Below are 25,792 nucleotides of genomic sequence, written 5' to 3'. Positions count from 1 at the left end.
TTGCCCCCGACGCCCGACCTCAGGCCTGCCCCCGCAGGAACCCGCTTGCCCCCGGCCCCGCCGCTAGGTATACGCGCGGTCGGTATCCGCAGGGCATCCGCCCGGCGCGGGTCACCATACTTATCCTTATGAGGGAATGCACGCGTCGTCATGAGCCGCCTCGTGATGAAATTCGGCGGCACATCCGTCGCCAACATCGAACGTATCCGCAACGTCGCACGCCATGTGAAGCGTGAGGTCGACGCCGGTCACGAAGTGGCCGTGGTCGTCTCCGCGATGTCCGGCAAGACCAATGAGCTGGTCGCCTGGTGCACCGAGGCCTCGCCGATGCACGACGCGCGCGAATACGACGCCGTGGTCGCCTCCGGCGAACAGGTCACTTCGGGCCTGCTCGCCATCGCGCTGCAGGGCATGGGTATCCAGGCCCGCTCCTGGCAGGGCTGGCAGATCCCGATCAAGACCAGCGACGCCCATGCCTCGGCCCGGATCGAGGACATCGACGGCACCGAGATCATCAACCGCTTCAAGGAGCGGAAGGAAGTCGCCGTCATCGCCGGCTTCCAGGGCATCAATCCCGCGACCAACCGCATCACCACGCTCGGGCGCGGCGGCTCCGACACCTCGGCGGTGGCGATCGCTGCCGCCGTCAAGGCCGACCGCTGCGACATCTACACCGACGTCGACGGGGTCTACACCACCGACCCGCGAATCGTGCCGAAGGCCCGCCGACTCGACAAGATCGCGTTCGAAGACATGTTGGAACTGGCCTCCCAGGGCGCGAAAGTGCTCCAGGTCCGCTCGGTGGAACTCGGCATGGTCCACAACATGCCGATCTTCGTCCGTTCGAGCTTCGACAAGCCCGAGGATATCGATCCGCATGCCAACCAGCCGCCCGGCACGCTGATCTGCAGCGAGGAGGAGATCATGGAAAGCCACGTCGTCACCGGCATCGCCTTTTCGAAGGACGAGGCCCAGATCTCGGTGCGCCAGATCGAGGACAAACCCGGCGTGGCCGCGTCGATCTTCGGCCCGCTCGCGGACGCCAACATCAACGTCGACATGATCGTGCAGAACGTTTCCGAGGACGGCAAGACGACCGACCTCACCTTCACGGTGCCGGCCTCGGACTACACCCGGGCCAAGGAGACGATCACGGCCGCCAAGGCCACGATCGGCTATATCAGGCTCGATACCGCCACCGACGTCGCCAAGATCTCGGTGATAGGCAGCGGCATGCGCAGCCATGCGGGCGTCGCCGCCCAGGCGTTTTCGGCGCTCGCCGGACGGAATATCAACATCCGGGCCATTACAACCTCCGAGATCAAATTCTCGGTTTTGATCGACGCGGCCTATACCGAGCTTGCGGTGCGCACCCTGCACACGCTCTACGGTCTCGATCAGGCTTAGACTAATTTTCTCTTAGCGGTCGCAGCAAACACGAAGGTGTACACACCTTCGCGTCTGGCAGGCGTTTTGCTTGGCAAAACAAGCCCCAATTCGCTATACGGCGAAGAGGGTGGGCTGCCACAAACTGTGCCCCAGTTGAGGCGGTGCTGATTCGGCTCAGGCGACGGCTGTGACGATCGCTTGGGCCGGCGCCGGATGAGCAAATTCGTTGTTTTTCTGGATTTCGGGCGAGCCGCCGGAACCGCTTTCGGGTCCGGCTGACGGAGGAGATTGACGGCACATGCGGAGCGCGTCGGGAGGTCCCCGCGTCTTGTTGAGACGGCTCCGCGAAACCATGGCGGAGCAGGTCTCGGCCCAGGAGCGGCTGGACAAGATCGTGGTGCTGATCGCCGCCAACATGGTGGCCGAGGTGTGCTCGGTCTATGTGCTGCGAATCGACAACACCCTCGAGCTCTACGCCACCGAAGGCCTCAACCGCGAGGCGGTGCACCATACCGTGCTCAGCGCCCATGAGGGCCTGGTCGGCCTCGTCGCCAGCGAGGCGACGCCGCTCAATTTGAACGACGCGCAAAGCCATCCGGCCTTCTCGTTCCGCCCTGAAACCGGCGAAGAAATCTATCACTCCTTCCTCGGCGTGCCGATCCTGCGCGCGGGCAACACGCTCGGCGTGCTGGTGGTGCAGAACCGCGCCAAGCGCACCTATGTCGAGGAAGAGCTCGAAGCGCTGCAAACCACCGCCATGGTGCTGGCGGAGCTGATCGCCTCCGGCGAATTGTCCGCGCTGGCCCAGCCCGGCCACGAGCCGGCCGCGCGCCATTCCACGCAGAAGGCCGGCGCCATCCTCTCTGAAGGCATCGCGCTCGGCCATGTCGTGCTGCACGAGCCGCGCGTCGTCATCAAGGACTACATCGCCGAAGACCTGCCGAAGGAAATCAAGCGACTCGACACCGCGCTCGCCAAGCTGCGCTCGGATCTCGACCGCATGCTGGAGCGCGGCGACGTCGCCGAGGGCGGCGAGCATCGCGACGTGCTGGAAGCCTACCGCATGTTCGCCAACGACCAGGGCTGGTCGCACAAGCTGCATGAGGCGGTCGCCACCGGCCTCACGGCGGAAGCCGCCGTCGAGCGCGTGCAGTCCGACACCCGCGCCCGCATGCTGCGCGTGACCGATCCCTATTTGCGCGACCGGCTGCACGATCTCGAGGATCTCGGCTACCGCCTGATGCGGCAGCTGGTCGGCCAGGACCACGCGCCCTCGCGCGAGCAGATGCCCGACAACGCCATCGTCATCGCGCGCGCGATGGGCCCGGCGGCGCTGCTCGACTACGACCGCAAGCGCCTGCGCGGCATCGTGCTGGAAGAAGGCACCGCCAATTCCCACGTCTCGATCGTGGCGCGCGCGCTCGGCATTCCCGCAGTCGGCGAAGTGCCGAACGCGACGGGCATTGCCGACCCCGGCGATGCCATCATCGTCGACGGAACGTCGGGCGCGATCTATGTGCGCCCCTCGCAGGAAGTCGAAGCGGCCTATGCCGAGCGCGTGCGCTTCCGTGCCCGCCGCCAGGCGCAGTACCTTGCGCTGCGCGACCGGCCCTGCGTCACCAAGGACGGCCAGAAGGTCGAGTTGATGATCAACGCGGGTCTCGCCATCGACCTGCCGCATATCGAGGACACCGGCAGCGCCGGGATCGGCCTGTTTCGCACCGAGCTGCAATTCATGGTCGGCCAGAGCCTGCCGCGCACCAGCGATCAGCTCGCGCTCTATCGCACTGTGCTGGATGCGGCCGGCAGCAAGCCTGTCACCTTCCGCACCCTCGACATCGGCGGCGACAAGGCGCTGCCTTATATGGAGACGGTGATCGAGGAAAATCCCGCGCTCGGCTGGCGCGCGATCCGGCTCGGGCTCGACCGCCCCGGCCTGCTGCGCGGCCAGATCCGCGCCCTGCTGCGCGCCGGCGGCGGCCGCGCGCTGCGGATCATGTTCCCGATGATTTCCGAGGTTGCCGAGTTCGATTCGGCGAAGGCGCTGGTCGAGCGCGAGCTCACTTATCTGCGCCAGCACGGCCACACGCTGCCGGAGCGCATCGACATCGGCACCATGGTCGAGGTACCGGCACTGCTCTATCAGCTCGACGAGCTCTTGAAGAGGGTCGACTTCGTTTCGGTCGGCTCCAACGATCTGTTCCAGTTCCTGTTCGCGGTCGACCGCGGCAACGCCAAGGTCTCCGAGCGCTTCGACACCATGTCGACGCCGATCCTGCGTGCGCTGCGCGACATCGCCCGTAAATCCCACGCGGCGAAGAAGTCGCTCTCGCTCTGCGGCGAGATGGCCTCGAAGCCGATCGGCGCGCTGGCGCTGATCGCGATGGGCTACCGCTCGCTGTCGCTGTCGGCGACCGCGCTTGGCCCGGTCAAGGCGATGGTGATCGATCTCGATGCGAAAAAGGCCGAAGCGATGCTCGGCCCGTTGCTGGATGCGCCGACCGGCAGCGTCTCGATCCGGCAGAAGCTGACGGAATTTGCCGAGGCCGAAGGCCTGGCGTTGTAGCGGGCCTGTTCCCCGCCTTCGCCGCCTCGCCTCCTTCCGCCATTTGAGACCTTACCGATGTCGACACTCCCTGAGACCAAACTGGACGTCCTGCTGGCGCATCACGCCTCGCTCGAGGCCGAATCGCTCCGCCAGCTCTCCTCCGAGCGCTACGTGCAGGTCACGCGCGAGCTCGCCGAGATCGGCCCGGTGATCGAGGCGGTGAAGGCTTATCGGTCTGCGGTCAAAGAGCTCGCCGACACCGAGGCACTGATCGCCGATGCCGCGACGGACGCCGAGATGCGCAGCATGGCGGAAGCCGAGCGCGACGAGCTGGCGCCGAAGATCGAGGAGCTGGTCCAGAAAATCCGCGTCGCGCTGTTGCCCAAGGACGCCATGGACGACCGCAACGTGGTGCTGGAAATCCGCGCCGGCACCGGCGGCGACGAGGCATCATTGTTCGCCGGCGACCTGTTCCGGATGTACGAGCGCTTCGCGAGCTTGCAGGGCTGGAAGGTCGAGGTGATCTCGGCGAGCGAGGGCACCGTCGGCGGTTACAAGGAAATCATCGCGGAGGTGCAGGGCCGCGGCGCGTTCTCAAAGCTGAAATTCGAGTCCGGCGTGCACCGGGTGCAGCGCGTGCCCGACACCGAGACGCAGGGGCGAATTCACACATCCGCCGCCACCGTCGCCGTGATGCCCGAGGTCGAGGAGGTCGACGTCGACATCAAGAACGACGACCTGCGCATCGAGACCATGCGCGCTCAGGGCGCCGGCGGCCAGCACGTCAACAAGACCGAATCGGCGATCCGCATCACCCACATCCCGACCGGCATCGTGGTGATGATGCAGGACAGCCGCTCGCAGCACAAGAACAGGGCTTCGGCCATGAACATCCTGCGCTCGCGCATCTACGACGCCGAGCAGCAGCGCCTCGATGCCGCACGCTCGGCCGAGCGCAAGGAGAAGGTCGGCTCCGGCGACCGTAGCGAGCGCATCCGTACCTATAATTTCCCGCAAGGGCGCGTCACCGACCACCGCATCAATCTGACGCTCTACAAGCTGCCGCAGGTGATTGCGGGCGAAGCTCTCGGCGAATTGACCGACGCGCTGACCACCGAGCACCAGGCCGCGCAGCTCGCCGCGCAAGGCGCGGCGGCGTAAGGCCTGCGCTTCAGCGCGACTTTGCGGAGCGACTTTTCAGAGCGACTTGGCCCGGAACGATCGCAGGATTTTGCCCAGAGCAGGCGCCGCGGCGCGCAATTCGTCCAGATGAATCCGCGAGAGCGATCGCAACTTCTGCTCGCCCTTGGCCGTCAGTCGGATCAGGACGCGCCGCGCATCCCGCGGATCGGTTTCGCGGCCAATCAACTTCAGCTTCACCATGCGATCCACCAGCTCCACGGCGGTGTGATGCCGGATCAGCAGGTATCGCGCGATGTCGCCGACGCTCGCAGCCTCGCGGCCGCCAAAGCCCTTGATCGCAAGCAGCGCCTGGTGCTGCTGTGGCGTCAATCCAGCGCGCTGGGCCGCGGCTTCGCTGAAGGCCAGGAAGGTCCGGAGCTGATAGCGAAACTGCGCCAGCGCCGCATAGTCGGCCTCGCGCATCGCGCCGCGCTTTGGCGTTGGCGCGGATTCGGAGCGCGCTGTCTTCCGCTTCGGTTGAACCATTCCCCGCCTTCGGCTTCGACCCCACCCGTGAAGCGGGCACGCCGAAGACTAGCAAGGAAGGTTCAGCCGGGCCAGCCGCCTATTCGAAGCTGGAGAGCAGGATCTTCACCAGGATGACCTGAAACGCGATCGGGATGCGGACGCTCTTCCGCCTGATCGAACGCTGGAGCGCACTGGCAATCTCGGCACTGGTCAGGGCACCGGCTGACGCATTGGCGATCAATCCCGCCCACATCTCCGACAGCGAGCCACCGGGCCGGATCACCGGCGTGATGGTCACTCCGCACCCCTGCGCCCAGACGATGATCTCGCGCATCGTGTGAGGGCCGCAATTGCGAGCGGTCGCAAGACGCTCGACCGTCAACGCCAGCAGCAACTCGCGCGAGGGCGACCATTTACCCTTCGGCGGCTGCTCGTCGGTCAGCTCGACCGCGAGTTCTTTGAGGACATTCTGGGCGCGCACGCCCAGCGTCTTCATCGGGCCGGGCGCGCGCTTGGCTTGGGCGGGGCCCGCGGGCGGCCCGCGCCAGCCGGCAGGCCGGTTGCGCGGCTCCGACATCGGGAGCGTGTCGCCGGGCTGCGGCGCCGGGCGCTGGTAGCTCCCCTCCGCCGCCTGCCGTTCCCGGGCACCCGCCACTCTCGTCTGTCGCGCCATGTCGCTCGCCGAACCCGCCGCTCTCGTACTCACAAAGACTAATATATATCGTGACCCGATATGTTTTCACGAGATAATTTTCGTCGTTCGACCAAAGGCGGAATTGACAGGAGGTCTTCACAAGCAATGCTTAGGGGCAAGAACTACACGTGGATGTGACGTGCCCGGCGTTCCGGCCATCGAGCCTGATTGCGCCGGGGAGGTTGCGTTGCGCTCGCAAGCAAACGTTGTTCGGAGGAAACCATCATGACTGACAAGCTCATCCGCCGTGGTCTGGGCCACGGCATCTCGCGCCGCAGCCTGCTTCAAACCAGCGCGGGCCTCATTGGCGGCTCGATGCTGCCGGCGCTGCCGGCGTTTGCCGAAGACGCGCCGGCGATCGGTTCCTATCCCGCAGGCGTCTCGGGTTCCACGGCCTTCATCGGGATCTCGGTTCCGCGTACCGGCACCTATGCCGTGCAGGGCGAGGACGAGCTCAAGGGCTATCAGCTCGCGATCGAGCACATCAACGAGGGACACGATCTGATCAAGAAGATCTCGCCCAAGACCAGCAAGGGCGTGCTCGGCAAGGAGCTGAAGTTCGGCGTCGCGGACTCCGCCGCCAAGCCGAACGAGGCAGTGCAGGCGCAGCAGCGCTTCATCAGCGAGAACAAGGCGATCATGATCACCGGCGGCACGTCGAGCGCCGTTGCAGTTGCCCTCAACAAGCTCGCGCAGCGCGAGCATGTGCTGTTCGTGTGCGGCATCTCCGGCTCGAACGACACCACCGGCAAGGACTGTGTTCGCTACGGCTTCCGGCAGAATTTCTTCGGCCAGACGGCGGCTGCCGCGATCGGGCCGGTAATGGTGCGAGAGTTCGGCAAGAACAAGAAGGCGGCGTACCTGACGCCGGACTACACCTACGGCCACACGGTCACCAAGTCGATGCAGGATTTCCTTGCGGCCGCGGGCTGGACGACGACCACCAACCAGGTCGCGCCGCTCGGTGCGCCCGACTATTCCTCCTACCTTCTGAACGTCGCGAACTCCGGGGCGGACGTGCTGATCAACGTCAATTGGGGCCACGACGCGGTGCTGTCGACCCAGCAGGCCAAGCAGTTCGGCGTGCTCGACAGGATGAAGCTGGTCGTCCCCTACCAGGTGCCGTTCATCGCGCGCGAGACCGGCGGCCTGATGCAGGGCGTCTACGCCGCCACCGACTATTGGTGGACGATCGAGGACAAGTTCCCGCTGGCCAAGATGTTCAACGAAGCCTTCGAGAAGAAGTACGGCTACAAGCCGGAATGGGGCGCAGAGAACGCCTATGTCAGCTTCGCACACTGGGCCCACATGTGCGAGGAAGCCGGCAGCTTCAATCCGCCCGATGTGATCAAGGCCTATGAGAAGGGCGAGACCCTGCCGTCCCTCGTCGGCGACGTGCACTACCGGCCTGAGGATCATCAGTGCGTCCGCCCGGTGATCATCGTCAAGGGCAAGCAGCAGAAGGACATGAAGAACAAGGAGGACTGGTACGACGTCGTCGAGATCGTCCCGGGCGAAGGCCTGATGCAGAAGCCGGACGCGTTCGGCTGCCATCTCGGCGACTACACCTGAACCTGCGTTAACCCCTGTGACGCCGCGGGCCACATTCGCTCCTGCGGCGTCACCTTTTTTCGCGCGCTGCCTGCGCCCAACCGCGATCGTCATGCATGATTAGTTGGCCCAACCTGGTTTCGCAGCTGTTCAACGGGCTGGCGCTCGGCGCGCTGCTCGCGCTGATCAGCTCCGGCCTGACCATCATCTACGGTACGCTCGGCGTGCTGAATCTCGCCCACGGCGCGATGTTCATGATCGGCGGCTATGCCGGCTTCGTCGCCTTCCAATACACCGACTCGTTCATTATGGCCGTCCTTGCCGGCTCCCTGTTCGCGATGCTGCTCGGCGTTGTGATGGAGCGCGTCATCATCCGCCATTTCTATCACCGCCCGCACGAGGACCAGCTGCTCGTCACCTTCGGACTCGGCATCTGCTTCGTGGAGATCGTGCGCCTGATCTTCTCGAGCCAGTCGCAGATCGTGCCGCCGCCGGCGCTGTTCCAGGGCATCACCAATCTCGGCTTCATGTTCTACCCGACTTACCGCCTCGCGGTGGTCGGCATCGTCGCGATCGCGCTGGGCGCGCTGTTCCTGGTCCTCTACCGCACCCGGCTCGGCATGATCGTGCGCGCCGGCATCGAGGACTCCGTGATGGTGGATTCGCTCGGCATCAACGTCTACCGCGTCTTCATGGTCGTGTTCGGCATCGGCGCGATGGCCGCCGGATTTGCCGGCATCGTCAACGCACCGGTGGTGTCGCTGACGCCGGGCGTCGGCGACGACATCCTGGTCGAGACCTTCGTGGTGGTGGTAATCGGCGGGGTCGGCTCGTTCCCGGGCGCCATCCTCGGCGGCCTGATCGCCGGCGAGATCATCAGCGTCACCTCCATGTTCAACCCCGGCTATGCCTATGTGATGCTGTTTGCGGCCATGACGCTCGTACTGGTGGTACGTCCGCATGGCCTGCTCGGCGTCCAGGGCCGCGAGTAAGTGATCGCCTGATGCTCAAGCAACGCCCTTTCCTGATCGAAACGCTGACCGCGGCCGGACTGATCGTCGCTCCCTTCGTGCTGCCTCATCTCGGCTTTGCGCCCAATACGGTGAACCGGATCCTGGTCTGGGGCCTGTTCGGGCTCGGCTTCGACATCCTGTTCGGCTTCACCGGTCTGCTCTCGTTTGGACAATCCGCCTTCTATGGCACCGGCGGCTTCGTCGCCGCCTATCTGCTGACCCGCGCCGGCTTCAGCAATGTACTGGGCGCGCTGGTCATCGGCATGATCGCAGCGGCTGCGACCGGATATCTCGTCGGGCTGGTCGCACTGCGCCGGACCGGAATCTACTTCGCCATGATCACGGTTGCGATCGCGGAGGTGTTCTTCTTCGTCGAGTTCAATCCGCTGTCGGACTTCACCGGCGGCGAGAACGGCCTGCCGGGCGTGCCGACGCCGAGCTTCAATCTCGGCTTCACCACCATCCATTTCACCAATGGCTGGTCGCTCTATCAGTTCATTGCGCTCTGCTACTTCATCGGCGTCGTCATTGCCCTCAGGATCGTGCGCTCACCGGTCGGCGCGATTCTGAGCGCGATCCGCGACAACCCGCTCCGCGCCACCGCGGTCGGCCACAACATTCACAGCTATAAGCTGACCGCCTTCGTGATCGCCGCAGCCTATGCCGGATTCGCCGGCGGCCTGCTCGGCGTGCTCCAGGGCTTCATGCCGCCCGATGCCTTCACGTTCGATACCTCGGGCCAGCTCGTGATGCAGACTGCCATCGGCGGCCGCGGCACGCTGTTCGGGCCGCTGGTCGGCGCCGCCGTCTGGCTGTTCCTGCAGGATTTCCTCCAATCCGCGCTCGGCCTCGGCGCGGCGTGGAAGCTCGTGCTCGGCGTCGTGTTCGTGCTGCTGGTCTGCTTCCTGCGCGGCGGCATCGTCGGCGGTCTCGTGGACCTCTATCGCCTCGCATCCGGCAAGCGGACGCGGCCGGATGCCGAGACGCAAGAACAGACCACGCCGGTCGAGGCTGCTCAGCAAGCCGCTCCCGCCCCGATGCAGGCGAAGGAGGTCGAGCATCCCGCCTATTCCGGGCCGATCCTCAAGGCCACCGGCCTCACCAAGCGCTATGGCGGCCTCGTCGCCAACAGCAACATCGATTTCAGCGTCAGCCAGGGCGAACTGCGCGGCATCATCGGCCCGAACGGCGCGGGCAAGTCGACCTTCTTCAAGATGTTGACCTGCGAAATCGCGCCGACCTCCGGCCAGATCGTGTTCGAGGGACGCGACATCACGGGACTGAAAGTCACTGAAGTCTGCCAGCTCGGGCTCACCAAGAGCTATCAGGTCAACCAGCTCTTCACCGGATTGACGGTGCGGCAGAACCTGACAATCGCCGCGCTCGCCGAATTGCGTGGAAAGTTTCGGCTCGACCTGTTCCGCAAGCTCTCGAGCGTCAAGGGTCTGTCGGAGCAGGTCGAGCATACGCTTGCGCTGGTCAACCTGACCGGGCGTGCCGATACGCCTGTGTCCGAGCTTGCCTATGGCGAGAAGCGCCGGCTGGAGATCGGGCTCGCGCTCGCCACCTCGCCGCGCCTGCTGCTGCTCGACGAGCCGCTCGCCGGCATGAGTCCGCGCGAGCGGGTCGAGACCGTCAAGCTGCTCAAATCGATCGCCCGCGGCCGCACCATGATCATCATCGACCATGACATGGATTCGCTGTTCGAGCTGGCCGAGCGCGTCACGGTGCTCCAGGAAGGCCGGGTGCTGGTCTCGGGCACGCCGGAGGAAATCAAGACCAACGCCGCGGTGCAGGAAGCCTATCTCGGCGGCGTGCACGGAGAGATCGCCGCATGAGCCTGATCGAGGTCAACGGCCTGAACAGCTATTACGGGGACTCCCACATCCTGTTCGACGTCGCCATGCACGTCGAACAGCACGAGGTGGTCGCGCTGCTCGGCCGCAACGGCGCTGGCAAGAGCACGACGCTGAAGAGCCTGATGGGCGTCGTGACGCCGCGCAGCGGCACCGTGAAATTCGACGGCATCGATATCGCCGGACGCAGGAGCCACAAGATCGCCCGGGCCGGCATGCAGCTCGTGCACGAAGAGCGTCGCATCTTCGGCAGCCTGTCGGTCGAGGAGAACATCGTCATCGCGGGGATCACCGCGCCGAAACGCTGGCCGCTCGCGCGCATCTACGAGATGTTCCCGCGGCTGAAGGAGCGTCGCAACAATCGCGGCACCGATCTCTCCGGCGGCGAGCAGCAGATGCTCGCGATCGCGCGGGCGCTGGTGCGCGATCCCAAGATCGTGCTGCTGGACGAGCCGTTTGAAGGACTAGCACCCGTCATCGTCCACGACCTCATCAAGGCCTGCCGCGAGCTCGCCGCAGCCGGCCAGACCATCGTGCTGGTCGAGCAGAACCTCGCGGCGACGCTGGCACTGGCAAGCCGGATCTACATCATCAACAACGGTCACATCGTGCACGAGGGGCCGGCCCAGGAGCTCAAGGCCCAGCCGGAACTGCTCCAGCGCTATCTCGGCGTCTAACCGCCGATCGCCGCGATCATCCGCCTGGCGTGATCGGCGAGCTCCTTGCACACCTATGCTGGCAGCAGTTCGGCGCCCGCTCCGTCGCTGCCGGCGCGATCCGGACGCCCTCCTTTTCGTTGACGCAAGCACGGCCGCCGATCTATCCACGTTGCCAGGCAGGATGGCTCCATTGGCGACAGGTTTCGAGTCCGGGCACAGCATCGAGAGCGCGCGGCGCGCCCTTGCGGCACGGCTGCAATCGGCCGGGATCGAAGAAGCCGGGCTCGATGCACGCCTGCTTGTCGGCGCCGCATTGGACCTCGATCTGACCGGTCTGGTCACGCAGGCGGCACGACGGCTCACGCCCGATGAGGCACTGCGGCTCGAGGGATATGCGCAGCGCCGGCTTGCGCATGAGCCGGTCGCGCGCATCGTCGGCGCCAGGGAATTCTGGGGCCTGCTGCTTCGATTGTCCGAGGCGACGCTGGTGCCGCGGCCCGACACCGAGACCGTGGTCGAACTCGCGCTTGAGATTTTTCGCGAGCTGAAAATATCTGGACGACGACCGCGCATCGCCGACATCGGCACTGGATCCGGCGCGATCCTGCTTGCGCTGCTGCACGAGATTCCCGCGGCCTTTGGCGTCGGCACCGATCTCAGCCTCACCGCGCTCGGCACGGCAAAAGGCAATGCCACAGCGCTCGGCCTTGCCGACCGCGCCACCTTCGTCGCCTGCTCCTATGCTGCGGCGCTTCGCGGCCCGTTCGATCTGATCGTGTCGAACCCGCCCTATATTCCCGCAGGGGAAATTCCGAAACTGAGCATCGAGGTGCGCGAGCATGATCCGCATCTGGCGCTCGACGGCGGCAATGACGGCTATGACGCCTACCGTGCCTTGATCCCGCAGGCAGCCGAACGGCTCGCGCCCGGCGGGGCGCTGATCGTCGAGGCCGGGCAGGGTCAGTCCGGGACTATTGAAACCTTGATGGCCGCCGCCGCGTTATCGATGGACAGGCCGCCCAAGGCCGACCTCGCGGGTGTCCTACGGGCCGTTTCGGCCCGAAAAATGCCCCCATAAAAGCCGGCTTGGGCTCTAAAAAACCTCTTGGAATATCCTGTCGGAACGACTACCTTCTGCCTAACACATCGGTGTCGGCCCCGTAGACCTACGGGCGAAAGCCGGGCTCTCAAGCGAGAGCTTCACTGATTTAAGGTTCCAAACCGCAGGTCCTGTTAAGCGCGATGACCCATTGAGGTACGCAGCTTTCCGACCGCAACGTGAACGAAAGCCTGATATTGCGCGCGAAGACTAACGCAAGAAACCAGGGCTTGTTTTGGCAGGCAAAATGAATGGGTTCGCTGGCGATGAGTGCTGGCGGGTGGGGAACGCGTCTTTGTTGAACGCGACGGTCGACGAACATCGGCAGGGTCAAATCCGCTCTTGCGCGCCGTGCGTGCGAGAGATGTGAACCGCTGTCATTGGGTCACTCTCAGCAAACAGTAACGCGTGCAACCTTTAGGGCTGGAATTAAAGGCAGGACATGAGAAACGGTCAGAACAAGCAGCGGATGCGCAACCGCAACAACAACAGCAGCAATAACAACAACAATAACAATCACAACCGGCGCGGCCAGAACCCGATGACCCGGGTCTACGAATCGAACGGACCCGACATCAAGATCCGTGGCACCGCCTCGCACATCGCCGAAAAATATCTTCAACTCGCGCGCGACGCGCGCTCCTCGGGCGACCCGGTCGCCGCCGAAAACTACTACCAGCATGCCGAGCACTATTTCCGCCTGATCGCGACGGCCCAGGAGCAGTTCCGCCAGAACCAGCAGCCGCGCGGCGACGAGCCCGTCAGCAGCAGCAGCGACGACAGCGAGGATGACGGCGAGAATTTCTCGAATTTCGGCCAGGAGCCGGGCTTCGTTCCGCAGCCGCCACCGCCACAGCAGCAGCCTTATGTGCGCGATGGCCAGCGTGATTTTCAGCAGCGTGACAATCAACCCTATCAGCGTGACAACCAGCAGCCGCGCGAGCATCGCGAACGCGATCACCGTCCGCAGCCGCAATATCAACCCCAGCCGCAACCGCCGAGCCAGCCGCAGCCTGTCGTCGCCGACACCGGCAACGTCGATCGCCTGCCCTCCTTCATCACCGGCCCGCAGCCGCAGGTGAACGGCGGCCAGGCCGGACTCGAAGGTGGCGCGGCTAGCGGCGAGCGCTTCCCGCGGCGGCGCCGGCGGCCGCATAGCGGCCCGCGCCCCGAGCGCGAAGCAGCTCCGGCCGCTTCCGGCGACGATCTCGCCCCCAGCGAGTAAGCCGCGGCGCTTCTTCTGATTTTATGGACTGCATCGTCCCAGCCTCGCCGGGACGATTTTTTAGCTGCGCGTCACCGTCGAGGACGGCACCAGAACCGGCTTCAACGAGGGAATCAGCCGCGCTCGTTCGCGCTTGGCGGGGATGGCCCGGTAGACCTGCTTGGTCGCCTCGACGATGTGGACGCCGGCAAAGGGCAGCGACAGCGCAGCGCCAGCGCGCTCCCACATCTGCGCCGATTTCAGCACCCAGCCGCCGGCATAAGGCGGCATGAACAGCGCCTCGCCCCACGAGGTCGGCGTGAACCAGGTCTGGCGCAACAAGTCCGTGATCTGCGAACGCGAATAGGGCCGGCCATGACCGAACGGCGTACTGTCGGTGCGGGTCCACACCCCGCGCCGGTTCGGGATCACCGCGATCACGCGCCCGGACGGCGACAGCACCCGCCACACTTCGCGGAGCAGCGCCGCCGGATCGTCCGACATCTCCAGCGCATGCACCAGCAGGATGCGGTCGACCGCGGCGTCGGGAAGCGGGAGTGAGAATTCATCGACCAGCGAGGCCAGCGCCGGGCGCCCGGTCGGCCATTTCAGCACACCCTGGGCCGCCGGCATGAAGGCGATGCAGCGCTCCGCATCCTCGCGGAACAACCCAAGATAGGGCGTGGGATAGCCGATGCCGAGCACACGGTGGCCCTCAGCACCCGGCCAGCGCTCCCTGATGCCGCGATTGATCATTTGCCGCGCCACGATCCCGAGGCGCCGGGAATAAAACTCGCGAAGATCGACGACGTCGATGGTCATGACGGCAATGTAACATGCACAAGGCGGCGGCTGCGCGCTGAATATTGCATTGCCTGCGCAACGTTAACGCCATATTTGTCTGGCGGGGCTGAGCGCGATGGAGATGTCATGGCTGCCGAAATTCGTACTTTCAGCTGTTTAAACGACAATTTCGGTTACCTGATCCACGATGTGGAAACCAAGGCGACGGCGTCGATAGACGCGCCGGAGGCCGGCCCCATCCTCAAGGCGCTGGAGCGCGAGGGCTGGCAGCTCACCGACATCCTGATCACCCATCATCACGGCGATCATGTCGGGGGCGTCGCCGAACTCAAGCAGAAATACAATTGCCGCGTCGTCGCGCCGCATGACAAGACGACGAAGATTGCAGACGTCGACCTCCGCGTTGCCAATGCCGACGTGGTCAAGATCGGCACCCTGCTGGCACGCGTGCTGGAGACGCCCGGCCATACGCTCGACCACATCTCCTACGTGTTCGACACCGAGAAGACGCTGTTCGCCGCCGACACGCTGTTCTCGATCGGCTGCGGCCGCGTGTTCGAGGGCAACTACCCGATGATGTGGGACTCACTTCTGAAGCTGCGTGCCCTGCCCGACGACTTCAAGCTCTATTGCGGCCACGAATACACCGCCTCCAACGTCAAGTTCGCACTCACCATCGAGCCTGACAATGCGGCGCTCCAGGCGCGCGCGGCGGAGGTTGCGAAGTTGCGGGCAGACAACAAGCCGACCATTCCCTCACTGCTTGGTGATGAGAAGCGAGCAAATGTGTTCCTGCGCGCTGATGAACCCGCGGTCGCAGCCAGGCTACACATGAAGGGCGCGGATGCCGCCGCAGTGTTCGGCGAACTGCGCGAGCGCAAGAACAAATCTTGAAGCACAAGTCCTGAAGCACAAGTCCTGACGGGGATCGATGCCGACAGCAGCCGAGATCATCGCGCGCCTCGAACTTCGACCGCATCCCGAAGGCGGCCACTATCGCGAGACCTTTCGCGACCAGACCACGGACGCCAACGGCCGTTCGCGCTCAACCCTGATCTATTTCCTGCTCGCCCGCGGCGAGCGCTCGCACTGGCATCGCATCGATGCGGTCGAGATCTGGCATTACTATGCCGGAAGCCCGCTGACGCTGCGCATCGCACATGACGGCTGCTCCCAGCACGAGGTGCGCCTCGGCACGGACCTCCTGAGCGGCGAGCGGCCGCAGGCGATCGTTCCGGCCGATGCCTGGCAGATGGCGGAGACCACCGGCGAGTGGACATTGCTCGGCTGCACCGTGGCGCCGGCGTTTGAGTTTGCAAAATCGAGCTCGCGCCGAAGGGCTGGGAGCCTTAGCCCGAGACAAACGCGTCGACGCCGGTTCGGCAACTGCCTTTGGGAATCTATTCCTTCAAGCCGTTCGGCAGGGGAATCTGTACGGGCAATCTCCGGATGACCCGCGTCCATAGATGCTCGTATGGCGGCGAATAGCCACGCTCTCGATATTCTTTCTCCGAGATGTCGGTGAAGGACTTCCCGTCGGTGATGCGGGCCGTCTCGGGTTGACCGTTTCTGCCCTCATTCCGATAGAGTCCGGTGAGCCTTGCAGTTTGATTTTGATCCTCGCTCGCAACCGACCTGTCGAAAGCACAGCAGGCAGTCACGAGCACAATCGGAATCGCTTTCAGCGCCGACATCATCGTTTCCACACCATGTCCTTTGCCGCGATCAGGCCGCCGCCGGCGATCAGGATCGCGGCGAGCGCGATATTCGCGCTCGCTTTCGCAAAGCCCGCAGCGATGAGGAAGCCTGTCGAAAGCAGCGGCGTCGCATAGGATGCGGCGCCGAGCACCCGGATATCGCCCCGCTTCATGCCGATGTCCCAGGCGTAGAACGCGGCGCCGACAGGACCAATGCCGAGCGCGATGACGGAGAGCCATTGCAGCGTGGTCTCCGGCCACACGGTCGTTTCCAGCGCCGCGTGCATCAGTGCGGCGAGCGCCGCGGTGGCGAGGCAGAACCCTGCGACCGCATCGGTGGGCACCGTTTTCAATCGGCGCGACAGAACCGAATAGGTCGCCCACACGAACGCCGCGATGAAGGCCGCGATCAATCCCGGCATCTGGCCCGGCGCGAAGCCGCTCGTGTTGCCGGCGAACAGCAGCACGGTGCCGACAAGGCCGAGCACGGCGCCGATGACATGGTGCACGGCCAGCCGCTCGCCCGGCAGGAACGACGAGAACAGCACGATCAACAGCGGCCAGAGATAATTCAGCAGGCCGGCTTCGGCCGGCGGTGCGAAGCGCAGCGCGAGAAAATAGAGCGCGTGATAGCCGAACAATCCGCCGACGCCGACAGCCCAAACGACCAGCGGCTGGCGCAGGCTCCTGGCTGCCTCGCTGCGGCCGACCCAGGTCAGGAGGCCGACCAGACCGCCGATCGCAAAGGTCATCGCGGCAAGCTGGAACGCCGGGATTTTTCCGGTCGCCACCGTCATCACGGAGAGCAGCGACCACATCAGGATCGCGGTCAGTCCGATCAGGGTGGCAGTGCGTGAATTCATCGATCGAAAGGCTCTGAGGACGCAAATGCCCGGCACGTGGCCGGGCATGGCGTCTTCATTATCGTCTTGTCGCGCCTGACGCTACACGCTTGAAGTCTAGACTTGGCGCCATATCAGGCGTGGTACTGGCCGCCGTTGATGGTCAGGGTCGAGCCGGTGATGAAGCCGGCCTCGTCTGCCGCAAGGAACACCACGGCGCGTGCGATCTCCTCGGGCTCGCCGAGGCGATTGACCGGGATCTGCGGGATCACGTTCTTCTCCAGCACGTCCTTCGGCACGGCCTGCACCATCTCGGTGTTGATGTAGCCCGGCGCGATCGCATTGACGGTGATGCCGCCCTTGGCATTCTCGATCGCGAGCGCCTTGGTGAAGCCGATGTCGCCGGCCTTTGCCGCGGAATAGTTGACCTGACCGAACTGTCCCTTCTGGCCGTTGATCGACGAGATCGAGATGACACGGCCGAATTTGCGCGCGCGCATGCCCTCGATCACCTGGCGGGTCATGTTGAACAGCGAGCCGAGATTGGTGTTGATGACGGCGTTCCACTGCTCGAGCGTCATCTTGTGGAAGGCGGTGTCCCGGGTGATGCCGGCATTGTTGACGAGCACATCGACGGGGCCGATCTCGGCTTCGACCTTCTTCACGCCTTCGGCGCATGCATCGAAATTGCTGACGTCCCATTTGTAGACGGCGATGCCGGTCTCAGCCTTGAATTTCTCCGCCGCTGCGTCATTGCCGGCATAGCTCGCCGCGACCTTGTAGCCGGCCGCCTTCAGCGCCTTGCTGATCGCAGCTCCGATGCCCCGCGTACCACCCGTCACCAATGCAACTCGTGCCATATCGTATTCCTTCCCTTGGACTCTTCGGACGTTTCTGAGTGATCGTTTTTAGGTACGGATTATGCGGCTGGTTTGACGGACATCAAGAACAAAACGCCCGGCGTTGAGCCGGGCGTTTGTATTTAGTCGAGGCTCACGCGATTGCGAAGAATATTTGATTTGCAACCGCCGCCTTTTTAGTCGCGTGCATCGCACTAACTGACGTGTGCAGCGCACGCGTCAATTACACGTAAGACTTCAGTCGCGCGCGATACACATAGCGATGCCCATGCCACCGCCGATGCACAGCGTGGCGAGGCCCTTCTTCGAATCGCGCTTCTGCATCTCGTGCAGCAGCGTCACCAGCACGCGCGCGCCGGAGGCGCCGACCGGATGACCGATCGCGATCGCGCCGCCATTGACGTTGACCTTGGAGGTGTCCCAGCCGAGGTCCTTGTTGACGGCGCAGGCCTGCGCCGCGAAGGCCTCGTTGGCCTCGATCAGGTCGAGGTCGCCGACACTCCAGCCGGCTTTCTTCAGCGCAGCGCGCGAGGCCGGGATCGGACCCGAGCCCATGATCTTCGGATCGACGCCGGCCTGCGCCCAGGACACGATGCGCGCGATCGGCTTCTTGCCTTCCTTGGCGGCCTGCTTCGCGGTCATCAGCACCACGGCGGCAGCGCCGTCATTGATGCCAGAGGCCGAACCTGCGGTCACTGTGCCGTCCTTCTCGAAAGCTGGCTTGAGCTTCGCCATCCCCTCGACCGTTGCGCCATGACGCGGATATTCGTCGGCGCTGACGACGATGTCGCCCTTGCGGGTCTTGATGGTGACGGGAACGATCTCGTCGTTGAACCTGCCGGCCTTCTGAGCCGCTTCGGCCTTCTGCTGCGAAGCGACCGCGAACTCGTCCTGCTGGGCGCGGGTGATCTGCCACTGCCGCGCGACGTTCTCGGCGGTGTTGCCCATGTGGTAGCCGTTGAAGGCATCCCACAGGCCGTCCTTGATCATGGTGTCGACGAACTCGACCGCTCCCATCTTGACGCCGCCACGCAGGTATTGCGCGTGCGGGGCCATGCTCATGGATTCCTGGCCGCCGGCAACGACGATCTCGGAATCGCCGTTGAGCAGCGCCTGGTAGCCGAGCGCGACCGTGCGCAGGCCCGAACCGCAAAGCTGGTTGACGCCCCAGGCCGGGCTCTCCACCGGAATACCGGCGGCGATCGAAGCCTGGCGGGCCGGGTTCTGGCCCTGAGCGGCGGTCAGAATCTGGCCCATAATGACTTCGGAGACCCGGCCGGGCTCGATGCCACCGCGCTCCAGCGCGGCCTTGATGGCGATCGCGCCGAGATCGTGGGCGGGAAGGGTCGCGAACGCTCCGTTGAAGCTGCCGACCGGGGTGCGGGCGGCGCTGACGATGACGACATCGTCTGACATGGGCATCTCCTGGGGTTGAAAGGGGGGCAGACGGGGCTGGGAAACGGCTCGCCAGTCTCGAATGGCATCCTGTTAACGTCGTTGCGGCATGTCAATCGGTCGATGACCGAATCCATGCCGCAGCGCATTCAAAATAGCGTTCTTGGCGATTTCGCAAGCACGTTTTTGCTGTGCAATTAACCGTGGCGCACAAAACGGTAGCGTGGCCCCTTTGAAAATGCTTATTTTGTTGCGTTGCGTACTCTTCCCGCCCTGCGGCATAGCCCGTCGGGTTCCTGTTCTCAGTGTTTGCAAGTGAGAGCCCATGGCGAAATCAGACCAACCCACCACCATCAAGAAATACGCGAACCGCCGGCTCTATAACACCGGAACGAGCACCTACGTGACGCTGGAAGACCTCGCCTCCATGGTCAAGGATGGCGAAGATTTCCTGGTCTACGACGCCAAGTCGGGCGACGACATCACGCGCTCCGTGCTCGCCCAGATCATCTTCGAGCAGGAGAACAAGGCCGGCCAGAATCTGCTGCCGACCACCTTCCTGCGCCAGCTGATCCGCTTCTACGGCGACAGCATGCAGATGGTAGTGCCGAAATATCTGGAGCAGGCAATCGCGTCGCTGACCCAGGAGCAGGAGAAGTTCCGCAAACAGGTCGCCACCTCTCTCTCCGGAACCCCGTTTGCGCCGCTGGAAGAACAGGTCCGCCGCAACATGGAACTGTTCCAGCAGACCTTTTCGATGTTCAAGCCGTTTGCCCCCGCCCCCGGCCGCCCGGCAGGCACGCCGGACCCGGAACCCGATGCCAGCGCCGAGCCGGCCAAGGACACCAATATCGACGACCTGCGCCAGCAGATGAAGGACATGCAGGAACGCCTCGAGAAGATGTCGAAGAAGGACGAGTAGGTATTTTCGGCACGCGCGCGCCTGCCGCGGGCGCGACCTTCGTCGCCTTGCCCGACGGCCTCCCCATCGTCGCTGCGAGCGCAGCGAAGCAATCCAGACGGCCTCCGTGGAAAGAATCTGGATTGCGTCGCTACGCTCGCAATGACGGAGTAAGCGGCACCTACGCCGCCAGCTTCACCGCATGCGCAAAATCCCAATAGAGCTTGCGCGCCTTGGTGTAGAGCGGACCCGGCTGTAGCTCGCGCTGGTCAATGCGAATCACAGGCGCGACCTTCGCGAAATTGCCGGTGGAGAAAATCTCGTCGGCGGCGAGGAAGTCGGCATAGCGCAGCGTCTTCTCGACCACGGTGACGCCTTCGGCGCGAAGCAGGCCGATGACGCGCTGGCGGGTGATGCCGTTGAGGAAAGTGCCGTTCGGCACCGGCGTGAAGACCACACCATCTTTGGCCATGAACACGTTGGAATTGCCGAACTCCGCGACGTTGCCGAGCATGTCGAGCATCAGCGCGTTCTGGAAACCGCGCGAGGCCGCTTCGGCGAGCGCACGCGAGTTGTTCGGGTAGAGGCAGGCGGCCTTCGCATCGACCGGCGCGCACTCGGCGGTGGGCCTGCGGAACGGCGACAGCGTAATCGCATTGCCAACGGGCTTGGGCATCGGCGCTTCGTAGATGCACAAGCACCAATTGGTGGTCTCGGGATCGAACAACACGCCGCCACCAACGCCGTTCTGCGCCCAATACATCGGACGGACATAGAGCTCGGCATTCGCCGCGAACCGGGCGATGCCCTCGTTTGCGAGCGTGAGCCAGGTGCCGGCATCGACCATCGGCTTCAGGCCAAAGTTGATCGCGGATTGATTGACGCGGGCAACGTGACGATCGAGATCGGGCGCCACACCTTCGAACGCGCGGGCGCCATCGAACACCACCGAGCCCAGCCACGCCGCGTGCGTGCGCGGCCCCATGATCGGCACATTGCCGTCATGCCATTTACCCTCGAAGAAGGTCCAGCTCGGCGAATATTCGATCGGCTTCCTGATTTCGGCCATGACAGGCCTCCCCTTAAAAATATCCGGGCACTATTCTCCCAATTTCTAAAGGATTTCCTGCGGGAATGGCACCCTCTCCTGGAGGGGCAGCGACAGTGCCGAGGCGACATCAAATCGAGCACAAAGCGGCTATAGTGCGGGGCACGTTACGGAGTCTTCCATGCCGCTCGATCCGCTCGCCAAGCGTTTGTTGACCATGATGGCTGCGGCTGCGCCGCAGGCGCGGAGCCGGCCGAGCGTGGAAGCGCGCCGGCAATCGCTGGCGAAGCTGATGCAGTTTGCGCGCACTGATGCGCCGGATATCACCGCATCCGACGGCAAACTTCCTGGTCCCGGCGGCGAGCTTCCCTATCGGCTCTATACGCCCGCGAGCGCCGGCGAGCGCGCGCCGGGCTTCGTATTCTTCCACGGCGGCGGTCTGGTCGCAGGTAGCGTTGCGACGCATGACCGCATCGCGGCCGCGCTCGCACATGTGACCGGCTGCCGTCTCGTCTCAGTCGACTATCGGCTCGCACCCGAGCACAAATTCCCCGCAGCAATCGACGACGCGATCGCCGCCACCGAATGGGTCGCGCGCGAGGCCTCGTCGCTGGGCATCGACGCCGAACGTCTCGTGATCGGCGGCGATTCCGCCGGGGCCACGCTGGCTGCGATCGTGTGCCAAGAGGCGCAGCAAAGCGCCGGCCTCTCGATCGTGGCGCAATGCCTGATCTGCCCGGTGCTGGATTTCGAGGAGACCTCGCCGTCGCGCGAGGCGTTTGCGGAAGGTCATTTGATCGATCGCGTCACGATCGAGGCGGATCTCGCCGACTATCTGCCCGACGGCATCGATGTCGCCGATCCCCGCATCTCGCCGCTGCGCGCTACGCGGTTCACGGGCCTGCCGACCGCGATCATCCATACCGCCGAGTTCGACCCGATGCGCGACGAAGGCAATGCCTATGCCCGCAAGCTGCTCGCGGCCGGCGTCGCCGTCGAACACGTCTGCCATAATGGCATGGTTCACAACTTCCATGCCATGGGCGCAATCCTGCCGCAGGCGCAGCTCGTGCTATCGCAGATCGGCGAACAGGTGCGGCGCGCGGTCGAGAAGTAAAGGTCAGGCCCTGGCGTCGAGCACGGCGCGTGCCGCCGCGACATACTGCCGCCAATGCCCATCCGCGTAACGCTCGGCCTGGTGCGTGCAGGTGACATCAGGCGCATGCGCTGCCGCGATCATGCGCGCAAAACGTTGTTCCGCCACCGTCGTATCGTCGGCCACGGGCGCGGGTGCCGCGGCGACAATTGCGGTCGGAGCAACCGCGAGCCCCGCCAGTCCGGCGAGCAGGATGCGGCGTGACGTCTTCATGGCTGTCATTCTCAGTCGTCCTGCGCTTCGATCGTGGGCGGCGAATCTGCCGCCGTGGCGGCGGCAGGGTAGCGTTGCGTCTCGGTCTGGTCCAGCAGCCGTAGACGCGCCCGGCTATTCCGGCACCGGCACGTCGAACGTGTTCAGCGTGACCGAGACCATGCAGTAGACGCCAACGAGATAGGACAGCTCGGCTGCGCCGTGCTCGCCGAATTCCTTCACCGCGGCCCGATAGGTCAGCTCCGGAAGCACGCCGCCGCTCACAAGCGCCGAGGCCATGTCGTAGGCGATTGCCTCCTGCTTGGTGAGGTCGACCGGCCGCTGCCCGGCAACGATGGTCGCAAGCTTCTCGTCGGAGAGGCCGCGCTGCTCGGCGACCAGCACATGGGCATACAGCTCGTAGCCGGAGCGGAAATGCGAGCCGGTGACGAGGATCGCAACCTCACGCACCGGCGCCGGCAGCAGCGGATTCGACGCGATCGCCTTAACCAACTCCCACACCGGCTTGCCGAAGCGCGGCTCGCGGATCCACGGATTCCAGGGCCCGAGCAGCGCGCCGTCGTCGCGCATGTTCACAAAGCCCTTGAAGTGATCCTTGATGCCCGCTTGCATATCGTCATAGAGCGGCTTCTGTTCGGCACTCAGGTCTTTCGGATCGAGAATGGGAAGGCGCACGGCAGGATCTCCTCGTTGAGAAGCCGCGAACCTCGCCCGCACGCGCGCGCATGGCAAGTGAAGTTGCCGTGACGAACATGCGATTTTACAAGTGGCATGGATACACGAACACAACCATGTTATGTGCCGTCATCTGCTATTTTCGCGAGGCATGGGATGGCCGATCTAATCGTCGGACTTGATAGTTGGATTGTCCAGGACGGCAATTATGGTGATTTCGCGCAAGCGACAAACGCCTCATTCGCGCTCGAATTCTGGCCAGTAGTCCCGCTTCCTAAGTACGGTCGACCTGACCACAAAGCGCCGTCAATCACTCACCTGTTTGAGAGCTCTTACGAAATTGTTGCCCAGGTCGTGCATGCACAAGATGGCTGGTGGGTGCTGGACGCTGGCTTTCTCATGTATTGCGACGGAAAGCCTCCCGACAATGCTCACCCAGGCACATGGTTGGGAGGTCTGGTCTCCATTGGAATCGACCCATTCCCATACTTTGAAAGTCACGCGCAAGAACCAGGCGCACCCGCCATGGTCTACGATTGGACGATCAACAAGATTGAAATGTAGACAGGCCCCTTCATCGAAACGAAGTCAAAGCACTTTGAGCGAGATCCCGAGAAGCGCGGATGGAAAGAGGTCGCGAAGACCGATGCGTGGCACGAAGACGGGAGCTTTCTGCTCTACTGTACACAGGTAGGCGGGCCCCGCGCTGCCCAGAGCAGGCGCCGTCCCTGATCGACGGATTGCGCGTCTGGCCCCGCTCAAAACTCCAGCGGCGCATTGTCGACGACTTCCTTCATCACGAAGAAGGTGCGGGTCTGGCGCACGCCGGGCAGCGCGATGAGCAGCTCACCATGGATGCGGTTGAAATCCTCCATATCGCCGACGCGGATCTTCAGGAAGTAGTCGAAGTCGCCGGCGACGAGGTGGCAGTCGAGTACGAATTTCAGCTTGGCGATCACCTGCTCGAAGGCCGCAAAGCTTTCCGGCGTCGAGCGGTCGAGCACGACACCGACCATCACCAGCGTGCCCTTCGCCACCTTCTTCGGCGCCACCATGGCGCGCACAGTGGCGATGAAGCCGTCCTCGAACAGGCGCTGGGTGCGGCGGTGGCAGGTGGCGGGGCTGATCGCGACGGTTTCGGCCAGCTCGGCGTTGCTCAGCCGGCCGTTATTTTGCAGCAATCTCAGCATCTTAAGGTCGATGCGATCGAGGCGAGCCGGCATGGAAGATACTTCCGATAATAATGACTATTCCGGAAGAAATATTATCCCATAGCGCCATTTGTGCAAGGTTATGTGCAATATGGGCGCAATATTCGGGAGCACCTTTTTGCGACGCAATGCTAGCCACGTCCCAGACACCAACGCCAATCGGGATGACCTGACGATGCTGGAAAAATTCGCGCGCTACCCGCTGACCTTCGGCCCGACCCCCATCGAGAAGCTGGAGCGGCTGTCAAAGCACCTCGGCGGCAACGTCGAAATCTATGCCAAGCGCGAGGACTGCAATTCCGGCCTCGCCTATGGCGGCAACAAGCTGCGCAAGCTCGAATACATCATCCCCGACGCGATCGCCTCCAACGCCGACACGCTGGTCTCGATCGGCGGCGTGCAGTCGAACCATACCCGGATGATCGCGGCGGTCGCCGCCAAGATCGGCATGAAGTGCCGCCTGGTGCAGGAAGCCTGGGTGCCGCACGAGGACGCAGTCTATGACCGCGTCGGCAACATCATGCTCTCGCGCATCATGGGCGCCGACGTGCGCCTGGTCGATGACGGTTTCGACATTGGCATCCGCAAGAGCTGGGAGCAGGCGATCGACGAGGTGAAGGCTGCCGGCGGCAAGCCCTACGCGATTCCGGCCGGCGCGTCCGTGCACAAGTTTGGCGGCCTCGGCTATGTCGGCTTCGCCGAAGAGGTGCGCAAGCAGGAAGCCGAGCTCGGCTTCAAGTTCGACTACATCGTGGTCTGCACCGTGACCGGCTCGACCCATGCCGGCATGCTGGTCGGCTTCGCCGCCGACGGCCGCGCGCGGAAGGTGATCGGCATCGACGCCTCGTTCACGCCGGCGCAGACCAATGCGCAGGTGCTCTCGATCGCGCAGAACACCGCAAAACTCGTCGAGCTCGGCAAGGACATCGTTGCCGACGACGTCGTGCTGATCGAGGACTACGCCTATCCTGCCTATGGCGTGCCGTCGGAGGAGACCAAGGAGGCGATCCGCCTCACTGCACGGTTCGAAGCGATGATCACCGACCCCGTCTATGAAGGCAAATCGATGCAGGGCCTGATCGACCTGACACAGAAGGGCCATTTCGAGAAGGGCGCAAAGATTCTCTACGCGCATTTGGGCGGTGCGCCGGCGCTGAACGGCTACGGCTACGCGTTCCGGAACGGGTGAGGTCTGTAGCCCGGATGGAGCGTCCGGGCTACGCCGTCCTAGATAGTTTCATGCTATCCCAGAAACCCTGTTTTCACTAGGAGATCAGGGTTACACCGTCCCGTTTTGTACCCTATTATCCCATGCCAGCGTGCCACC

25 protein-coding genes and 1 pseudogene are annotated in these 25,792 nt (G+C 64.1%); 15 read left to right on the top strand and 11 right to left on the bottom strand.

Annotated elements, in window-relative coordinates; all coding sequences use genetic code 11:
* Positions 1-150: 150 nt before the first annotated feature.
* From ACPPVR_RS03835 to prfA, 3 genes are all read left to right on the top strand, one after another.
* Positions 151-1,407: an aspartate kinase gene (locus ACPPVR_RS03835; RefSeq protein ID WP_426612947.1), complete on the top strand. Its 1,257-nt coding sequence runs from the start codon at positions 151-153 to the stop codon at positions 1,405-1,407.
* A gap of 280 nt (positions 1,408-1,687) precedes the next feature.
* Positions 1,688-3,955 carry a phosphoenolpyruvate--protein phosphotransferase gene (ptsP, locus tag ACPPVR_RS03830; RefSeq protein ID WP_426612946.1) on the top strand — a complete coding sequence of 756 codons (2,268 nt, stop codon included), beginning with the start codon at positions 1,688-1,690 and terminating at the stop codon, positions 3,953-3,955.
* A gap of 57 nt (positions 3,956-4,012) precedes the next feature.
* A complete protein-coding gene (gene prfA, locus ACPPVR_RS03825; RefSeq protein ID WP_426612945.1) occupies positions 4,013-5,098 on the top strand; it encodes a peptide chain release factor 1 in 1,086 nt (361 codons plus the stop codon).
* Positions 5,099-5,134: 36 nt separating this feature from the next.
* Here prfA and ACPPVR_RS03820 read toward each other — a convergent pair whose 3' ends face one another.
* Positions 5,135-5,605, bottom strand: coding sequence for a MarR family winged helix-turn-helix transcriptional regulator (locus ACPPVR_RS03820; RefSeq protein ID WP_426612944.1), 471 nt, complete (start codon positions 5,603-5,605; stop codon positions 5,135-5,137).
* 79 nt (positions 5,606-5,684) lie between these two features.
* Positions 5,685-6,260, bottom strand: coding sequence for a hypothetical protein (locus tag ACPPVR_RS03815; protein ID WP_426612943.1), 576 nt, complete (start codon positions 6,258-6,260; stop codon positions 5,685-5,687).
* Positions 6,261-6,506: 246 nt separating this feature from the next.
* On the opposite strand from ACPPVR_RS03815, the gene ACPPVR_RS03810 reads away from it, so the two are divergent.
* The 6 genes from ACPPVR_RS03810 to ACPPVR_RS03785 all read left to right on the top strand — a co-directional run bounded on the left by ACPPVR_RS03810 (position 6,507) and on the right by ACPPVR_RS03785 (position 13,684).
* Complete coding sequence (locus tag ACPPVR_RS03810) at positions 6,507-7,853, top strand: substrate-binding protein (RefSeq protein ID WP_426612942.1); 1,347 nt, start codon at positions 6,507-6,509, stop codon at positions 7,851-7,853.
* A 95-nt stretch (positions 7,854-7,948) separates the two neighbouring features.
* Entirely contained in the window at positions 7,949-8,824 is an 876-nt protein-coding gene (locus ACPPVR_RS03805; RefSeq protein WP_426612941.1) for a branched-chain amino acid ABC transporter permease, read from the top strand.
* Between the two features lie 11 nt (positions 8,825-8,835).
* Positions 8,836-10,683, top strand: a complete 1,848-nt coding sequence (locus ACPPVR_RS03800) for an ABC transporter permease subunit (RefSeq protein ID WP_426612940.1) — start codon at positions 8,836-8,838, stop codon at positions 10,681-10,683.
* Positions 10,680-11,378, top strand: a complete 699-nt coding sequence (locus ACPPVR_RS03795) for an ABC transporter ATP-binding protein (protein ID WP_426612939.1) — start codon at positions 10,680-10,682, stop codon at positions 11,376-11,378. Before ACPPVR_RS03800 ends, ACPPVR_RS03795 begins: the two co-directional genes overlap by 4 nt.
* A 163-nt stretch (positions 11,379-11,541) precedes the next feature.
* Positions 11,542-12,438, top strand: a complete 897-nt coding sequence (gene prmC, locus ACPPVR_RS03790; RefSeq protein ID WP_426612938.1) for a peptide chain release factor N(5)-glutamine methyltransferase — start codon at positions 11,542-11,544, stop codon at positions 12,436-12,438.
* Between the two features lie 463 nt (positions 12,439-12,901).
* Positions 12,902-13,684, top strand: coding sequence for a DUF4167 domain-containing protein (locus ACPPVR_RS03785; RefSeq protein WP_426612937.1), 783 nt, complete (start codon positions 12,902-12,904; stop codon positions 13,682-13,684).
* Positions 13,685-13,744: 60 nt separating this feature from the next.
* On the opposite strand, the gene ACPPVR_RS03780 is transcribed toward ACPPVR_RS03785, so the two are convergent.
* Complete coding sequence (locus ACPPVR_RS03780; protein WP_426612936.1) at positions 13,745-14,485, bottom strand: methyltransferase domain-containing protein; 741 nt, start codon at positions 14,483-14,485, stop codon at positions 13,745-13,747.
* Positions 14,486-14,593: 108 nt separating this feature from the next.
* Here ACPPVR_RS03780 and gloB point away from each other — a divergent pair, with 108 nt between their 5' ends.
* Both gloB and ACPPVR_RS03770 read left to right on the top strand, forming a co-directional pair.
* Complete coding sequence (gloB, locus tag ACPPVR_RS03775) at positions 14,594-15,361, top strand: hydroxyacylglutathione hydrolase (RefSeq protein WP_426612935.1); 768 nt, start codon at positions 14,594-14,596, stop codon at positions 15,359-15,361.
* 37 nt (positions 15,362-15,398) lie between these two features.
* Positions 15,399-15,820, top strand: a pseudogene (locus ACPPVR_RS03770) (cupin domain-containing protein).
* A gap of 47 nt (positions 15,821-15,867) precedes the next feature.
* On the opposite strand, the gene ACPPVR_RS03765 reads toward ACPPVR_RS03770, so the two are convergent.
* The 4 genes from ACPPVR_RS03765 to ACPPVR_RS03750 all read right to left on the bottom strand — a co-directional run bounded on the left by ACPPVR_RS03765 (position 15,868) and on the right by ACPPVR_RS03750 (position 19,282).
* Positions 15,868-16,161, bottom strand: a complete 294-nt coding sequence (locus tag ACPPVR_RS03765) for a hypothetical protein (RefSeq protein WP_426612934.1) — start codon at positions 16,159-16,161, stop codon at positions 15,868-15,870.
* A complete protein-coding gene (locus ACPPVR_RS03760; RefSeq protein ID WP_426612933.1) occupies positions 16,161-17,027 on the bottom strand; it encodes a DMT family transporter in 867 nt (288 codons plus the stop codon). The genes ACPPVR_RS03765 and ACPPVR_RS03760 overlap by 1 nt, the downstream gene beginning before the upstream one ends.
* A 113-nt stretch (positions 17,028-17,140) precedes the next feature.
* Positions 17,141-17,866, bottom strand: a complete 726-nt coding sequence (gene phbB / locus ACPPVR_RS03755) for an acetoacetyl-CoA reductase (protein WP_426612932.1) — start codon at positions 17,864-17,866, stop codon at positions 17,141-17,143.
* 237 nt (positions 17,867-18,103) lie between these two features.
* Positions 18,104-19,282 carry an acetyl-CoA C-acetyltransferase gene (locus tag ACPPVR_RS03750; protein WP_426612931.1) on the bottom strand — a complete coding sequence of 393 codons (1,179 nt, stop codon included), beginning with the start codon at positions 19,280-19,282 and terminating at the stop codon, positions 18,104-18,106.
* Between the two features lie 304 nt (positions 19,283-19,586).
* Here ACPPVR_RS03750 and phaR point away from each other — a divergent pair, with 304 nt between their 5' ends.
* A complete protein-coding gene (gene phaR, locus ACPPVR_RS03745; protein WP_426612930.1) occupies positions 19,587-20,183 on the top strand; it encodes a polyhydroxyalkanoate synthesis repressor PhaR in 597 nt (198 codons plus the stop codon).
* A gap of 160 nt (positions 20,184-20,343) precedes the next feature.
* Here phaR and ACPPVR_RS03740 read toward each other — a convergent pair whose 3' ends face one another.
* Entirely contained in the window at positions 20,344-21,231 is an 888-nt protein-coding gene (locus ACPPVR_RS03740) for a branched-chain amino acid aminotransferase (RefSeq protein ID WP_426612929.1), read from the bottom strand.
* A gap of 160 nt (positions 21,232-21,391) precedes the next feature.
* On the opposite strand from ACPPVR_RS03740, the gene ACPPVR_RS03735 reads away from it, so the two are divergent.
* The gene (locus ACPPVR_RS03735) at positions 21,392-22,327 is read left to right on the top strand and encodes an alpha/beta hydrolase fold domain-containing protein (protein WP_426612928.1); all 936 of its coding nucleotides are present in this window, start codon (positions 21,392-21,394) and stop codon (positions 22,325-22,327) included.
* Between the two features lie 3 nt (positions 22,328-22,330).
* Here the strand turns inward: ACPPVR_RS03735 and ACPPVR_RS03730 are convergent, their stop codons facing one another.
* Positions 22,331-22,579: a hypothetical protein gene (locus ACPPVR_RS03730; RefSeq protein WP_426616324.1), complete on the bottom strand. Its 249-nt coding sequence runs from the start codon at positions 22,577-22,579 to the stop codon at positions 22,331-22,333.
* 114 nt (positions 22,580-22,693) lie between these two features.
* The gene (locus tag ACPPVR_RS03725; RefSeq protein WP_426612927.1) at positions 22,694-23,254 is read right to left on the bottom strand and encodes a carboxymuconolactone decarboxylase family protein; all 561 of its coding nucleotides are present in this window, start codon (positions 23,252-23,254) and stop codon (positions 22,694-22,696) included.
* Positions 23,255-23,410: 156 nt separating this feature from the next.
* On the opposite strand from ACPPVR_RS03725, the gene ACPPVR_RS03720 reads away from it, so the two are divergent.
* A complete protein-coding gene (locus tag ACPPVR_RS03720; protein WP_426612926.1) occupies positions 23,411-23,818 on the top strand; it encodes a hypothetical protein in 408 nt (135 codons plus the stop codon).
* Between the two features lie 194 nt (positions 23,819-24,012).
* Here ACPPVR_RS03720 and ACPPVR_RS03715 read toward each other — a convergent pair whose 3' ends face one another.
* Complete coding sequence (locus ACPPVR_RS03715) at positions 24,013-24,477, bottom strand: Lrp/AsnC family transcriptional regulator (RefSeq protein ID WP_426612925.1); 465 nt, start codon at positions 24,475-24,477, stop codon at positions 24,013-24,015.
* Between the two features lie 163 nt (positions 24,478-24,640).
* On the opposite strand from ACPPVR_RS03715, the gene ACPPVR_RS03710 reads away from it, so the two are divergent.
* Positions 24,641-25,654: a 1-aminocyclopropane-1-carboxylate deaminase gene (locus ACPPVR_RS03710; RefSeq protein WP_426612924.1), complete on the top strand. Its 1,014-nt coding sequence runs from the start codon at positions 24,641-24,643 to the stop codon at positions 25,652-25,654.
* The last annotated feature ends 138 nt before the right edge of the window (positions 25,655-25,792 follow it).

The sequence above is a fragment of the Bradyrhizobium sp. McL0616 genome (assembly GCF_049993385.1).
In the GTDB taxonomy this organism is placed as follows: domain Bacteria; phylum Pseudomonadota; class Alphaproteobacteria; order Rhizobiales; family Xanthobacteraceae; genus Bradyrhizobium.
This window is presented reverse-complemented; position numbering and strand designations above follow the sequence as displayed.

Bases quoted from the DNA above. Each gene is read 5' to 3' on its own strand.
- ACPPVR_RS03715 (WP_426612925.1), bottom strand. From the start codon at position 24,477: ATGCCGGCTCGCCTCGATCGCATCGACCTTAAGATGCTGAGATTGCTG.
- ACPPVR_RS03730 (WP_426616324.1), bottom strand. From the start codon at position 22,579: ATGAAGACGTCACGCCGCATCCTGCTCGCCGGACTGGCGGGGCTCGCG.
- ACPPVR_RS03785 (WP_426612937.1), top strand. From the start codon at position 12,902: ATGAGAAACGGTCAGAACAAGCAGCGGATGCGCAACCGCAACAACAAC.
- ACPPVR_RS03780 (WP_426612936.1), bottom strand. From the start codon at position 14,485: ATGACCATCGACGTCGTCGATCTTCGCGAGTTTTATTCCCGGCGCCTC.
- ACPPVR_RS03735 (WP_426612928.1), top strand. From the start codon at position 21,392: ATGCCGCTCGATCCGCTCGCCAAGCGTTTGTTGACCATGATGGCTGCG.
- ACPPVR_RS03795 (WP_426612939.1), top strand. From the start codon at position 10,680: ATGAGCCTGATCGAGGTCAACGGCCTGAACAGCTATTACGGGGACTCC.
- phbB (WP_426612932.1), bottom strand. From the start codon at position 17,866: ATGGCACGAGTTGCATTGGTGACGGGTGGTACGCGGGGCATCGGAGCT.
- ACPPVR_RS03810 (WP_426612942.1), top strand. From the start codon at position 6,507: ATGACTGACAAGCTCATCCGCCGTGGTCTGGGCCACGGCATCTCGCGC.
- prfA (WP_426612945.1), top strand. From the start codon at position 4,013: ATGTCGACACTCCCTGAGACCAAACTGGACGTCCTGCTGGCGCATCAC.
- ACPPVR_RS03760 (WP_426612933.1), bottom strand. From the start codon at position 17,027: ATGAATTCACGCACTGCCACCCTGATCGGACTGACCGCGATCCTGATG.
- ACPPVR_RS03765 (WP_426612934.1), bottom strand. From the start codon at position 16,161: ATGTCGGCGCTGAAAGCGATTCCGATTGTGCTCGTGACTGCCTGCTGT.
- ACPPVR_RS03720 (WP_426612926.1), top strand. From the start codon at position 23,411: ATGGCCGATCTAATCGTCGGACTTGATAGTTGGATTGTCCAGGACGGC.
- ACPPVR_RS03740 (WP_426612929.1), bottom strand. From the start codon at position 21,231: ATGGCCGAAATCAGGAAGCCGATCGAATATTCGCCGAGCTGGACCTTC.
- ACPPVR_RS03805 (WP_426612941.1), top strand. From the start codon at position 7,949: ATGATTAGTTGGCCCAACCTGGTTTCGCAGCTGTTCAACGGGCTGGCG.
- ACPPVR_RS03835 (WP_426612947.1), top strand. From the start codon at position 151: ATGAGCCGCCTCGTGATGAAATTCGGCGGCACATCCGTCGCCAACATC.
- ACPPVR_RS03710 (WP_426612924.1), top strand. From the start codon at position 24,641: ATGCTGGAAAAATTCGCGCGCTACCCGCTGACCTTCGGCCCGACCCCC.
- ACPPVR_RS03820 (WP_426612944.1), bottom strand. From the start codon at position 5,605: ATGGTTCAACCGAAGCGGAAGACAGCGCGCTCCGAATCCGCGCCAACG.
- phaR (WP_426612930.1), top strand. From the start codon at position 19,587: ATGGCGAAATCAGACCAACCCACCACCATCAAGAAATACGCGAACCGC.
- ACPPVR_RS03750 (WP_426612931.1), bottom strand. From the start codon at position 19,282: ATGTCAGACGATGTCGTCATCGTCAGCGCCGCCCGCACCCCGGTCGGC.
- ACPPVR_RS03815 (WP_426612943.1), bottom strand. From the start codon at position 6,260: ATGGCGCGACAGACGAGAGTGGCGGGTGCCCGGGAACGGCAGGCGGCG.
- ptsP (WP_426612946.1), top strand. From the start codon at position 1,688: ATGCGGAGCGCGTCGGGAGGTCCCCGCGTCTTGTTGAGACGGCTCCGC.
- prmC (WP_426612938.1), top strand. From the start codon at position 11,542: ATGGCTCCATTGGCGACAGGTTTCGAGTCCGGGCACAGCATCGAGAGC.
- gloB (WP_426612935.1), top strand. From the start codon at position 14,594: ATGGCTGCCGAAATTCGTACTTTCAGCTGTTTAAACGACAATTTCGGT.
- ACPPVR_RS03800 (WP_426612940.1), top strand. From the start codon at position 8,836: ATGCTCAAGCAACGCCCTTTCCTGATCGAAACGCTGACCGCGGCCGGA.